10 protein-coding genes, 1 tRNA gene and 1 pseudogene are annotated in these 13547 nt (G+C 53.7%); 4 read left to right on the top strand and 8 right to left on the bottom strand.

Annotated elements, in window-relative coordinates; genetic code table 11:
• Positions 1 to 43: 43 nt before the first annotated feature.
• Complete coding sequence (locus JO972_RS12340) at positions 44 to 526, bottom strand: DUF3592 domain-containing protein (protein ID WP_309490365.1); 483 nt, start codon at positions 524 to 526, stop codon at positions 44 to 46.
• 41 nt (positions 527 to 567) lie between these two features.
• Positions 568 to 1977 carry a pyruvate kinase gene (gene pyk / locus JO972_RS12335; protein ID WP_309490364.1) on the bottom strand — a complete coding sequence of 470 codons (1410 nt, stop codon included), beginning with the start codon at positions 1975 to 1977 and terminating at the stop codon, positions 568 to 570.
• Between the two features lie 219 nt (positions 1978 to 2196).
• Between pyk and JO972_RS12330 the strand changes: the two genes are divergently transcribed.
• Positions 2197 to 2287: transfer RNA gene (locus JO972_RS12330), tRNA-Ser, on the top strand.
• Positions 2288 to 2502: 215 nt separating this feature from the next.
• Here JO972_RS12330 and JO972_RS16850 read toward each other — a convergent pair.
• The 6 genes and pseudogenes from JO972_RS16850 to JO972_RS12310 form a co-directional block, all read right to left on the bottom strand.
• A pseudogene (locus JO972_RS16850) lies at positions 2503 to 2988 on the bottom strand (tyrosine-type recombinase/integrase); the annotation flags it as partial.
• 509 nt (positions 2989 to 3497) lie between these two features.
• Positions 3498 to 3686, bottom strand: a complete 189-nt coding sequence (locus JO972_RS16845) for a helix-turn-helix domain-containing protein (protein WP_425498314.1) — start codon at positions 3684 to 3686, stop codon at positions 3498 to 3500.
• A complete protein-coding gene (locus JO972_RS12325; RefSeq protein WP_309490363.1) occupies positions 3673 to 4236 on the bottom strand; it encodes a hypothetical protein in 564 nt (187 codons plus the stop codon). Before JO972_RS12325 ends, JO972_RS16845 begins: the two co-directional genes overlap by 14 nt.
• A 249-nt stretch (positions 4237 to 4485) precedes the next feature.
• Entirely contained in the window at positions 4486 to 5274 is a 789-nt protein-coding gene (locus JO972_RS12320; RefSeq protein ID WP_309490362.1) for an Abi-alpha family protein, read from the bottom strand.
• A 70-nt stretch (positions 5275 to 5344) separates the two neighbouring features.
• On the bottom strand, positions 5345 to 6622 hold the full coding sequence (locus JO972_RS12315; protein ID WP_309490361.1) for a rep family protein: 1278 nt from the start codon (positions 6620 to 6622) through the stop codon (positions 5345 to 5347).
• 308 nt (positions 6623 to 6930) lie between these two features.
• Positions 6931 to 7929 (bottom strand): helix-turn-helix transcriptional regulator, encoded by a 999-nt coding sequence (locus JO972_RS12310; protein ID WP_309490360.1) that lies wholly within the window; start codon positions 7927 to 7929, stop codon positions 6931 to 6933.
• 84 nt (positions 7930 to 8013) lie between these two features.
• Here JO972_RS12310 and JO972_RS12305 point away from each other — a divergent pair, with 84 nt between their 5' ends.
• From JO972_RS12305 to JO972_RS12295, 3 genes are all read left to right on the top strand, one after another.
• Positions 8014 to 8466, top strand: a complete 453-nt coding sequence (locus JO972_RS12305; RefSeq protein WP_309490359.1) for a hypothetical protein — start codon at positions 8014 to 8016, stop codon at positions 8464 to 8466.
• Positions 8467 to 8684: 218 nt separating this feature from the next.
• A complete protein-coding gene (locus tag JO972_RS12300) occupies positions 8685 to 9926 on the top strand; it encodes a metallophosphoesterase family protein (RefSeq protein WP_309490358.1) in 1242 nt (413 codons plus the stop codon).
• A 42-nt stretch (positions 9927 to 9968) separates the two neighbouring features.
• On the top strand, positions 9969 to 13445 hold the full coding sequence (locus JO972_RS12295) for an AAA family ATPase (protein WP_309490357.1): 3477 nt from the start codon (positions 9969 to 9971) through the stop codon (positions 13443 to 13445).
• The last annotated feature ends 102 nt before the right edge of the window (positions 13446 to 13547 follow it).

The raw sequence follows: 13547 nt of genomic DNA, 5'->3' as shown, positions 1-13547 counted from the left end.
GCGTCCTGGCCGACGACTCGGTGTCGGGCTTTGTTTCAGGGTCTTACTTTTTAAACGCACCCCAGATCATCCCACCACCACCGATGATGATGAGTGCGGGAAACCACAGGGTGTAGCCGGCCGCCTTGGTGTCGTGCACCATGATCGCGGCGTCCGGTTGCTCCGGATTCACCCAAGCGGTGTGCGTGGTGCCGCTGGCGTATTGCTCCGCCAGCTGCTCCAGAGCTTCCGTTTCCTTTGTCCACTTGGTGCCGCGTGGCGACAATCGGTCCGAGGTAAATTCCTCCCCCTGATAGCTGTAACCAAACAGCACATTGAGTCGGAACTCCCGGGGCGAGCCGTTGATCTGACGTTCATCAATCACCGACCGCAGAACCAGCGCTTCCACCTGTGGCCATTCGCGAGACGCCTTGGCATGCTGATAGCTGCGGATCATCAGCCACTCAAAGACGCCCCCCACAAGGATAAGCATCAGCCCAATCAGGCAGAGAAATAGGCGACCTGCGCGGCCATCGGAACGATTCATAGAGAAGCGCTACGCTGAAAAGCTCAGACAATCAAGTGACATCAGGCATGAATCAGCAGCACCGAGTCCACGACTTTGTCCTTCTGCGTCATGTCAGAAATCACCACCAAGGGCGTGCCGGCGGAGACGGTTGCATCGTCCTTAAGCGCCTGCACGGCGGTCTTGAGGGTGTCCTCAGGGTTCTCGCTGAAGTCGATCTTCCGCGTCGTCAAGCCACGAGCCAGGTTGATCTGGCGGCAGATGGCCTCGTCCGGTGCGAAGGCGTGAATGGCAGAGAGAGGTCGAAGCATTGCGGTCTGCACCGGCATGTAGCCACGGCGCGTGAAGACCACCAGCACGGCGTCGGTGATCGAGTCGGCCAGTTGAACGGCAGCACGAACGGTTTTTTGGCGCTCCGTGCGTAGCATGGCTTCCTTGCCAAAGGCTAATCCCCCGCTACGCTCGATACGGCGAGCGATACGGTCGAGGATCTCGACACATTCCACAGGGTATTTCCCAACGCTGGTCTCACCACTGAGCATCACTGAGTCGGCTTCTTCAAACACAGCATTGGAAACGTCGGTCACCTCCGCCCGCGTTGGCAGCGGATTAGTGATCATGGATTCCAGCATGTGCGTGGCCACAATCACACGGGTGCCAAGACGGAGGCAGCGTTTGACGATTTTCCGTTGGATAATCGGCAGTTCCTCAATGTTGACTTCAATTCCCAAGTCACCACGCGCCACCATGATGACGTCGGACTCGGAAATAATATCGTCGATGTTACGCACCGCTTCCTGATCTTCAATTTTGGAAATGATTTTGGCATCGCCGCCACCTTCGATCATCGCAGCTCGCAGCTGGCGCACGTGATCGGCATCGCGGACAAAGGAACCGGCAATGAAATCCACCCCGCACTCGCAGGCAACTGAAAGATCTTGGCGATCCTTGGACGTCAGCGCAGGTAAATTCAGACGCACACCCGGGAGGTTGATATGACGGCGGCTGCCCATCGAACCCTCGGTGCGCACTTCGCACAGCATGTTCGTGGCAGAGACGGATTTGATCAGCATGAGGATGTTGCCGTTGTCCACGACCAAACGATCTCCCACAGATACATCGTCCATCAGTCCTTCATAGTTCACCGTGGTGGAGAGTTTCTCCGTAGCCGCGGCGCCGACTTTTCTAAATTCGAGGATGTCCCCCTTTTTCAACTCCATCGTCTCGGCCACATCGCCGGTCCGGATTGAAGGCCCTTGGAGGTCCAGCAGGATGGAGGTATGGCTCTTCAGCCGATCGGAAATTTTCCTGATCCGGGGACAAAGTTCACGCACCCATTCGTGCGTGCCGTGGCTCATGTTCAGTCGGAACACATTGGCTCCGGCTTTAATCAGAGATTCTAACATCTCATCTGAATCCGTCGCCGGACCGAGGGTGCAAATAATGCGTGTTTTGCGAGGGCTGCTGCTCATGCCGCAGGATGATAAGCAAATCGAGGGCGATGACAATTTTCAATTGTCGAGATCAGGTGTCATTTTCGGCGTCATGATCATGAATGAAATTTTAAGGTCTCCAAACAGACTGAAAATGAGTGCTCGAGAAAATTATTTGCAATTAGTCGTTGTTCATCGCTTGACGAAAGCGCGGCGATATGTTCAAACATCGTCCGTCGCCCGCCGACACATCGATTAGGACCGATGGCTGAGTGGTCGAAAGCGCTCCCCTGCTAAGGGAGTATACCCCAAAAGGGTATCCAGGGTTCGAATCCCTGTCGGTCCGCCATTTCCCCCCTTTAGACTATCATGGTCAAAGGTGGACAAAGTTACCCCAAGTTGCTTGTTTTCAGGCTCTTGGGGTTTTTCGTGTAATGGGTGCTCATTCCCACCCTTGGACAAGTTTGGACACGTTTTGCCAGTAGAAAGGGATGAAATAAGGGATGATTTTAGAGTAGGCACTTTTTCAAGTTCTCTCTGGATTTCGAGTAGGTTTGAATCGGTGTAAACCTCGTAGGTCTGGTTCATGCTGGCATGCCTCATCAGCTGCATGGCTACTCTAGGTGGTACGTCGACGTTAGAGAGCATAGTTGCCAAACTTCTACGGAATGTGTGGAACACAAGCCCCCTGCCTCTAGAGTCGAATTCAGCGACACCAGCAAGCTCCAGGTCCTTACGAAAACGAGTCATTTGTGTGACTCCTTCGAAAAACACCAGCTCCGTATCAGCAGGAGCTAATTCACGAAGAGCCTGAATTGCTTCCAATGCATCAGGTAATAACGGCAGTGTGCCGCCTTTTCTGTTCTTGGTCTTATCTGGCTCAAGCTCGATGCTTGGACATTTCCCAGATAGGTTAACTCGGTTCCACTTAAGTGTCTTCAGCTCCTTGCGGCGTAAACCTGTAAAAGCAGCGACTCGATAAAGACAAGACCGATACACTGGCACTGCCTCTACGAGCTGTGCTAGCTCATCCAAGGTAAAGGCTCGCATAGAGTCCCCCTTGTGATTCTTGAGCAGCTTAACGGACTTCAGGGGGTTGAAACCGATCATTCCACGCTCAGCCATCCATTCAAGAAATGTGCGCAAATGCGAAAGGTAGTCATTGAGCGTTTTTGGAGTCCACCCAATATCACGGTGATACTTGACTCGCCACGCTTCAAAGCTCTGCGCTGTGATATCTCTAACATACCGCCATTCACATTCTTCGATGATCTTGCTAGGTCGATTCAGCGAGTTAGTTCGATGTGCTTTTGTGACGTCAGGAGGAAGCCCAACAGAAACCCAATTTTCTAGCAGTTCAAGCAATGGCGTTTTTGCTGTGTCACGTTCTACTTTCGGACTGAGCAGCCCGGCTAACTCCATTTCCTTTTCTTTGCGTAATTCACGTGCACGGGAAACTGCGACCTCGTGATTTCGCGTTTTAAGTGGCTCATCAAAAAGCTGACCATCTATCGACAAGCGGACTCGGTATGTTTTACACCCTTTTTGTTTGAACACTCTCACCTTGTAGCAACCTTTCTATGCTCTTCCATGTAACGCTCGACATCGGCAGCGGATACCAGAATTCGACCGCCCTCCTTGTAGTGAGTCAACTTGCGAGCAGCGATTCTACGCCTCACGGTCTTGTCCGAGGATCTCATGATTTCAGCCACCTCGGGAATAGTTAGGTATTGTCTAGATTTGCTCATAAGCTTCTCTCCTTTTTTCAGCTTCATATTCTTTACGTTCTAATTCGTTTCGCACGGCTTGCTCTTGCTCTTCCTGCTCAAATTCAGAACGGAACCCATCAGGGTCTAGAAATTGCTGCACATTATAAAACCATTCAGGCTTTTCAGCTTCAATACTCTCAACTGTGGCATGCCCCAGGCGTTTCATTTTATCCTTAACGACTCCAGCCCATGCCTTGCACTCACGGATTGGCACATACACGTAGGCACTATCGCGTGCCTCCTTCTTGTTAAAAAACAATCCCTTCGTAGCTGGGGTGCTGTGGAAATGAAAGGTGGTCAAACGACCTGAGTTAATGCGATTGTGAATCGCTGGCCTCGACACGGGAACAAACATGCCAACCTCACTTGGCGGAATCACCCCGCCAAAATAACTAGTTAAAACGTCATACCAGTATCCCCTTTGGCTTTCTTCACCGTGAGCATGGTAAGACCTAGTTTCTTCATCGAAATCGCCAAAGACAGCCTCTAGCTCCTCGGGCACTGTTACATACGGAAATGCTGTAGTCATGAATGGACAACTACACCCAAGTTTACGCCCTGTAAATATATATTTTACCCAGTGTAAAGTTTTTGCGATTTGCTGCCTCGAAAACAAGGACAGTTATGGTAGTAGTGTGAACTTAAATGGGCTGCCGCCCTATCACGACCAAATACACCACAAGAGAAAATCCTGCCGCGCTTCGCTTGCCCCCGCAATTGTCAGACGCAGGAGGCTAGGCACAGAGTTTATGCGGAGACTCTCGTCCGCGTCTGCCAATCACGAATTCAGAGGCTGCGCGCAATTTTTTTCCGAATGTTTAGTTAGACAGCTTTGAATAAAAGCTACGCCCAGAGAGGTCAGACAAACAGATTCGTAGCGACTAGGATCAGGGTAATCTCTTGTTCCAAGTTCACCTGCAATTACAGTATAATGCGGAGAGTTCGATGAATAGGGTGTTATACACCTCAATCTCATTAGGTTATCTATCGAAGCTTCAAATTCTAAAGATCGAGTATTACCGTGACTATGGAGAGTGGTTAAATCAATTTCATATTCTGTAGGAGAGACCCAAGAAGCGCTCGGGGCCTGTCCATGAACTCTTTCTCTCGAGATGTTTGAGTATTCAGAATATGACTCAGATAAAATATTAGCATCTATAACCTCAAGCTGTCGTATGATGTCGATAAAAGCAGATCGTATTTCCCCAAGGTGGTTGGGGTCCATAGCCGTAGCCAATAGTTCAGCCCAAATACTTTGAAGCTGATCATTTTCTTCGAGTGTAGCGTATTCAATGATCGGTATTGCCAGCTTAGGAGATACAATTCGTATATTACCTTGAATTCCGCGTCTACTCACTTGAGCATTCAATTTGTTAAGTAAGCTTTGCTGCTGCTGATAACAAATGTATTTCAACCTTTCGGTGACGATATTAACCATAAGATGCCTGGGTTCATTTGTTGCTTCCGCAAGAAACGTCCCTAGTTTGACAGCGGCTTCAATAGCTGTATTTCCTACTTTAGCGACTTCTTGGGTGGCTTTAGCTATCTCAATAATTTCGGATTCCATAGCCAAATAATAGCTCTAAAGACTGGACGATCAATTATACTTCTCCGGCCAATTTATAATGCTCAAAATTTTAAGTTTTCAATTGGTTCTTTGCTGCATCATGGATCCTTTGCACTCTCGATTTTTTCGATAAATCACCACCTTGACGATTCAATACTATAGCAATCGGCTCAGACTGTTGGGCAAAATATGGAGCTGGCAGCATAGTTGCTATGATATTATCTCGTGGCGGTTCCTGATACCCTTCGTCTGGTCTTGTTTTACGTTTGCTTTTATTCCAATTTAGGATCGGCTTAAGTTTCCATTTATCACCCACCTTCTCGTGGATTAGCTTAATCTCGTTTTCACCTGTTTCCTTGCGTTGAAGCTTGAGTGGTCCGAGTGCCTGGACAATGTGCATCTTAAAAAGCTGCTCATAGAGTGCTTTGAGTTCTTCCGCTGAAAGTTTTTCGAGGTCGTTGGGTTTCACCACATACTTACACGCTTCCCTAGCCATCTGGATTTGCTTGGCGTCCTTGAAATGAAATTTCCACCATTTGCGAACACGTCGGAGCAATTCGCTCCATTGTTCACGGGTCAGTTTTTTGTGTAGGTAGACGATAAGGTGGCAGTGAATATGAAAAGTTGCCTCCCCATTGATACGCTCCATCGATCCCAGCTCAGAAGAACGGAACACAATACTCGCCTCGTTAGACTTCATGAAGGCGGTGTGGTTCAGCTTCGATATTCTGCGGTGCGTATGCAGCATGCGCTCTCTTACTTCTGGAATCGTTACTCTTGTTCCGCTGGTCATCACCCACATGCGGGAAAACCGATGACGCTGCACGAAGTATTCCAGGTCAGCTAGCATTGCTGCCCGTTTACGTTTTGCCACCATCGGAATAAAAACGATGTTTCGAAAGTCGATCAACTCCTCTTCAATACCCGAGATCAATCCAACCAAGGTTATCTTAGAATCGCCATATGCCCGAACATTTACCGATTCTAACTTGTCAGCAATAGCCACAGACTGAGCCTTGAGCTTTTCGCGATCCTGTTGTTTTCTCTGAAATGTCTCCTCGTCTATTTCCTCTCCTGAGCGTTTGGCCACGATTTCGAGGTATTGACGCTCAGACTCTGGTATAAAGCCCTCCTTGGCCGTGCGGCGCCCGCTACCGCGTGCATCCACATCGGCCAATGGAGGGGCTTTTTCTCCCTGTTCCTGTGGCGTTGAATCCTCAGAATCTTGACCCTGCCGAGAAAGGCGGTAAACTTTGGGCGAGTTCTTATTTCCTGCTACGGAGTGAACTTTATTCGGGGGCGTCGGTGTTACAGCACTGGCTCCCCCTTTTTCATCTGGGGGACTCACTCGCTAGTCCCCTTTCCTGTTGTCCTAGCTATGGCTAGAATCGCGCCCTTGATCTCGTCGCTAAGATTTGGCCAAAGCTCGACAATTTCACCCAACAACGGGCAGCTAGACCCAGCCTTGAGGGATGAAATAAGGGATGATTGCCAATCTGTTAGCTCGTCACCCTTTTTAGAATCAGGGCTAGATCGTAGGGCACACAGAGTTCGAATCCCTGTCGGTCCGCCATTTTTTTAAACCGCTTTAAGTTAATAGCTTATAGCGGTTTTTTGTGTCTAGATATTTGAAGTTTCTCCGTCGTTGATGTGAGTTCATGCTCGGTAGATTTCTACCACCCCCGCAGCTTCTTCCCGGACCGCATGACGCAAGGCCTTGGGAGCGAGCACCTTGGCCGAGGCTCCCCAGCTAAGGATCAGATGTTTCATCTCCTCCAGATTCCCCAGCCGCATGCGGAGCTCTACGTTCTCGCCGCGCTCGTCGAGCACTCGGGTGGTTTGCGATGGATGCCACAGCCGCTCCTGGACGATGCGGGCTACCCAGCCGGAAACTTCCACCACCACTTCTTGCAGCTCGTTTTCCTGATGATCCCAGACGCCGATGCTGCCCCCGAGATGGCGTCCGATCTGGAAGTCCGCGGGTCGTTGAAAGTGTGCCTTGAGAACCTTCAGTCCCTTGATGCGTTGGAGCGCAAAGGTGCGGAGACCGTTGCGCATGACATCGTGGCCCACGACATACCAGCCGCCGTCGATTTCTCCCACGTGATAAGGTTGTAGCCGACGTTTGATCGATTGTTGATCACCGAGTTTTCGATAGAGAAAGCTGACTTCATGACCATTCAACACCGCCTCGGCAAGTTTGCCAAAGAGGGTGAGGTCAGCGTCCACCACACCGGTTTCCTTGACGGTGAATACCTGGTCGATGCTGCTCCAGTTCATGTTCACTTTGCCGTCGAGCTGTTTGGTCAGTCGCTCGAAGGCAGGTTTCAAGGCTTCCGCCAGTTTCGTGCCTTTGACGCTTTTCATCGCATGCCGGGCCAGAAACAAGGCCGCAAGGTCTTCCACCTGAGCTTCAAAGACAGGGAACTGATTGACGTCGCTGGTGAATTCGTAACCGTGCATCGTCTGATTGTATTCCAACGGTAGGGCGAGCTGGTCGCGGATGAAATTGATATCGCGCTGGATGGTTTTGGGAGTCACTTCCAAACGCTCGGCCAGACTACGGCAGTTCGGGTAGCCGCCTCCTTTGACAGCGTCCACAATCGCGTAAATCCTTCTCATTTGCACCTTTCCTCCACCACTGAATCCACTCATGCATCATGACCTAACATAGGGTTTTCGACAGGTCAATGAAACCTCACCCACGATCTGTCCTACCCCTTACGGTATGATGCCAACATGAATGCTACCCCCTCGAAAGAATCCCCCGAATACCAGGCATTGCTTCGCTTACACCCGGACTACGCCTACCGTGAAAAATTGATCCGCATGTGTGCCGGCAGCTCGTCGTCGCCCCTGAGCTACAAGGACGGCGTGGTGGAAATCGAGATCCGACTTGGGAAGAAGCTCTTGCGTGACGACCCCAGGCGGGAGAACCTGATCAGGTCGATCCTGCAGCCGTGGATGGCAGCCGTGCCGGAGGCCCGCCTGTTTCGTGCACACATCTATCAAATGAGTGGCGGTGGAGGCGGTTTCCTCGCATCTCCCTCCCGACTCAAAGGCACCGACGGCAAACCTGACCGAAAGGCAATCCGCGCGCTGGCGCGTAATCTGTGTCTTACCATGAACGTCAAACCGCAGGTGGAGAAAGTCGAAGAACGCGAATGGTTGCCCGGCGCATTGAGCGAGTAGCCATGTCTCTTTCTCTCTGTGTTGTCCCTTTCGGGCATCAACGAGTCAGCGGCTGCACACCCTGCCCCAGCCCTTGTCCCACCCCTGTCTGTTAGTTTCGACATCCGCCACAGTCATTACTGACCCAAAGCAATCTCGCCAGAGAGTAAAAACAATCTATACCCTCAGCCGAAAACGACCATACTCGGTCCACGACTCGTCTTCATCCTTGCCTCATCATGTTCACTTTCATTCACGCCGCAGACATCCACCTCGATAGTCCCCTCACCGGTCTTTCCCAGTATCAGGACGCTCCGGTTGAGCGCATTCGCAATGCCACCCGGACCGCCTTGACGAATCTTGTCGATCTCTCCATCGAGCGACAAATCGATTTCCTGCTGATCGCTGGCGATCTCTACAACGGCGATTGGAAGGACTACAACACTGGACTCTTTTTCATCCGCGAAATGCGCCGACTCGATGAGGCCGGGATCCCCGTCTATCTGATTTCCGGCAACCACGATGCCGAGTCGAAAATTACCAAGGCGCTCACCCTACCGGATAACGTGCATCATTTTAAAAGCGGCAAAGCTGCGACCGTCACGGTGCAGGGACACCCGGTGAGCATCCACGGCCAAAGTTTCGCCACTCCGTCGGTGACTGAGAACCTCGCAGAATCCTACCCTGCTCCCGTGGCCGAGCACTTCAACATCGGCCTGCTCCACACCAACTTGGGAGATCAAGCCGGTCACGGAAACTACGCCCCCTGCACCCAACAGCAGCTGGCGCAGCACGGCTACGATTACTGGGCGCTCGGCCACATCCACAAACGCGAGGTGCACCAGCAGTCGCCCCACATCGTTTACTCTGGAAACATACAGGGGCGTCACGCCAAGGAGACCGGTCCCAAAGGCTGCTACCTCGTGCGTGTCGATGCCGACCTTCAGGTGCAGGATTTCGATTTCCACGCCCTCGATACTGTGCGCTGGCACCAGACGGAGATCGATTGCTCGGACCTCACTGAACTCGATCAGCTCTTCGACGCCATCCGCACTGCCTTTGACGATGCAATCGAGAAATCCGGCGACCGTTTGGCGGTCGTGCGCGTCAACCTAACAGGACACACCGAACTGCACGGCACCCTTCACTCCGAGCCGTCGCGCATTGAGTCGGAATGCCGACTGATCACGGAGGATCTCGGTCTGGAAAATATTTGGGTGGAGAAAATCAAATTGAAAACCAAGTCCAAAACCAAGCTCGCGGATCTCGCCCAGCGCGATGATCTCGTGGCCATGGTGATCGATGCCCTGGATCATCTCGATGCCAGCCAGCATCCCCCAGCAGTCACGGAGCTCCGGACGAAGCTGCCGCCCGAAGCACTGCGCGAGCTTCAGTTCGATGCACCGTCGAAAGCCGACCGCGATGCCCTCAAGGACGAGGTCAGCGCTATCGTCTTGCACGCTCTTACCATCGCCGATTAAGCCCCCATTTTCTGAATTTCTTTTTCCTTTTATTGCACCGTCATGCGTTTCGATTCACTCAACATTCCGGCATTCGGCCCCTTCACCCAGTTCAAGTTAGATTTCCCTAACAAGGACTCGGATTTGCACCTGCTCTACGGCCCTAACGAAGCAGGAAAAAGCTCCCTGCTACGTGGGATCAACAACCTGCTGTTCGGTATCCCCACACGCAGCACGGATGATTTTGTCCACGATTACAAAAAGATGCTGATCGGCGCCGAGATCACCCGCGGTGACAGCTCACTGCAATTTTTCCGCAAGAAAGGTCGGGCCAACACCCTGGTTGGCTCGGACTCGAAGGTCATCCCCGATAGCGAGTTGCTCAGTATCCTCGGCCCGATCAATGAGGACTTTTTCAACCACATGTTCGGCCTCAGCACCGAGAGCCTGCGCAAAGGGGCGGAGAGTTTGCTCTCGGGCTCTAACGAAATCGGCACTCTTCTCTTCTCCGCCAGCTTGGGTGGAACACGCATCGATAAGGCGATTGAGCAACTCGAGCAGGAAGCTCAGTCCTTGGCCAAAGGTGGGGCACGGAAAAATGTTCGCATCCCCGAGGCAATCAAGCGCTACAAGGATGCCGAGAAACAAGCCAAGGAGGCGAGCATTTCCGCCAACCAATGGAGAACCCTGGAAAAGGAGTTCGCGCATTCGGAGCAAGCATTCCAGGAAGCCGATGCCGAACTCCGCAAGCTGCGCCAGCGCCACGATCAAATCCGCAAGATCCTCACCGCCTTGCCCCTGATCGCCAGTCGGGAGCAAAAGCTCACGCGCCTGAATGCCATCCAATTGCCCGATCTTGCAGACGATTTCCAACAGCGGGTGCGCGCGGCCCAAGCAACCCATACCCAGTCCGCTGCCGCCCTGAAGCCAAGTCGTGACAGCCTGGAGCAGCAACGCGCGACCCTGGCCGCCATCCCCGATCACCAAACGGTGCTCGATGCCGCCCCTGCCATCGAAGCTCTCCACCAAGGAATCCAACAGCACCTCGACGACCTCCGCTCGCTCGACTCCGCACAGCAGCAACAGACCATCGGAGAAAAGCAGTTAGAGTTTGCGCTGTCGCAGCTCGGCTACGCTTCAGCCGAGGCCTTTGCCAAGTCGCCCAGCATGACGCGCAACGACCTGACGACGATCAAGGGACTGGTGGAACAGCTGCGGGAAACGGAGAACAAGCGAGCAGCCAGTCGCCAGGAACTCCAGAACTTGCAGCAGGAGATCAAGGACAAGTCCAGCGCCTTGGAAGCCCTCGAGGAGGCTAACTTCCCTCCCGAGCATGAAGCCTTGTTAGGTCGTGCCGCCGCCATGCTTGCCGAACTCAAACAGCTCGCTGAGAAACAAAACCGACTTCAACAGTTGTGGATGGAGCGCGAGCAAATGAGTAGCCGACTCTCGCCCGGCAGTGACCCCGCCGCCATTCGCGATCTCAGACCGCCCTCGCGCCCCGCGGTCGAGAAGCTCATCAAGGAACACGCGGAGCTGGAGGCATCCAGCAAGGAGATTCAGCGCGACCACCGGAGTCTGGAAAAGGAGATCGCAGACATCGATTTCGACCTCGACCGATTCCAACAAAGCCACGGCCGAATCGTCACCAAGGAGGACCTGCTGCAGGCCAGAAGTCAGCGCGACCAGCATTGGCAGGAACTGAAGTCCGACCTCCACGAGGAGAAACCCCTGAGCGCCGATCGCTTGAAGAATTTCGATCAGAAAATCATCGAGCCGGACCGCATTGGCGACCAGTTGCTCGACAAGGCCGATGCCACCGCCCGCGCCGCCGAACGCCGGGCCGAGCGCGATAAGAAAAAGCACGCCCTCGGCCTGCTCGCCCAGGACTTGGAGCAGGCCGGTCAGCAGATGCAAGAATGGCAAGACCAGTGGACCGATCTCACCCGCTTCCTCAGCAGCCGCACACTCTCACCCAGCGAGCTGCTGCCGTGGTTCGATCTCTGGGCAAAGTGGCAGGAGCTCGATCGCCAATGTCGTCTCCTCGAAGGCCAGATCAGCGAAACCGAACACGGCCACAAGGATCTGTTAGGAGAAATGCGCACAGCCCTCAAGCTCCCCGGAAAAGACCTACCCACCCTGCATGCCTATCTGGAAAGCGCCCAACGCCGCGCCGATAAAACTGAGGGTCAGGAAAGTGTGTTGTCTCAGGATTTGGCGAAGCTCAACAGCCAGCTCAAGCCGGCACAAGACCAGCTCAGCGCCGCCACCGAGGCCTACGCGAACAGCGAGAACGAATGGAAACAGGCGACCGCCGCATGGAAACTGGAAGGCAGCCCGGCCCAGACACTCTCCCATCTCGAGGCGCATCTGGAACTCAATAAACAACTAGCAGAACAACAGCAAGCGGCCGCTACGCTGCAGCAGCTGCAGCAGCAGACCACCGAGTTTCAGAAACGTCTGCAACAAACCGTCAGCCAGATCCTCCCCGAGTCGAAAACCGCCCCTGCTGATGAGCAGGTTTCGGCCCTCTGGCAGTCGCTCAGCGAGGCGCGTAAACAAACCACCCGTGCCGATGACCTACGTCAAGAAATGGCAAGCACTCAGGCATCCATTGCCAAGCTGGAAGCCCAGCTCGAACAGTCTAACACCCAGCTGCAATCCCTTGCCAGCGCCGCCAAGCTCAACTCCCCGGACGGACTGGAAACCGCCATCCTCGAGCACAACGAGCGCTTATCGCTACGCCGTGCCCTGGCCGATACCGAAGAGCAGCTGGTCAACATCGCCCAAGGGCAGCCTCTGGAAGCCCTGATCAGCACCTGCCAGGAGTCAGATCCCCAAGAGCTCTCCGAAGAAGAGGACCGGATTGGTTCGGACATCGAGACCTGCCAGTCCGAGCGCGACGCCCGACACGAATCCTTCCTCAAGCTCCGCGATGAAAAGTCCGAGCTGGAAAAAGCCTCCAGTGCCGCCATCGATGCCCAACAGGAGGCGAACAATGCCCTCTCCGAAATCGTCACCGATACCCAGCGCTTCATCAGCCTCCATCACGCCATCGATTTCCTCAAGGCCCAGATCGAGGCCTACCGCAAGCAAGCGCAGGGTCCCCTGGTTAGCAAAACTTCGCAGTATTTCGCCAAGCTGACCTGCGGTGAGTTCAGCGGCGTCGATGCCCGCCCCGGCGATAGCAACAACGTCGAACTCGTCGCCCTGCGCCCGAACGCATCGCCGGATCTCCCCGCCGAAGAGCTTGCCACCTCCGCCCTCTCCGAAGGCTCCCGCGATCAGCTCTACCTCGCCCTGCGCCTCGCGGCCATCGACAAACATCTCGAGTCCCACCCTCCGATGCCCCTCATCCTCGACGACGTCCTGATGACCTTCGACGACACCCGCACCACCGCCCTCCTCAAGGTTCTCGAAGAGTTCTCCCAAAAAACCCAGGTCCTCATCTTCACCCACCACCCCCACAACCTCGACCTCGCCCAACAAGCCACCATCCCCCACCACCCCCACCAGCTCGCGAGCGCCGAGGCCGGTTGAGTGTGAGTATCACTTGAAACACGAGAAACCGTTCTTACGGGATGCTGGTGTATGCCTTACAGGGTCACTCCTGGAGCATCGGTCATTGCTGGCACGTCGCTT

This window comes from Oceaniferula flava (assembly GCF_016811075.1).
GTDB lineage: Bacteria > Verrucomicrobiota > Verrucomicrobiia > Verrucomicrobiales > Akkermansiaceae > Oceaniferula > Oceaniferula flava.
Note: the sequence above shows the minus strand (reverse complement) of the source record. Positions and strands in the feature narration are given on the sequence as shown.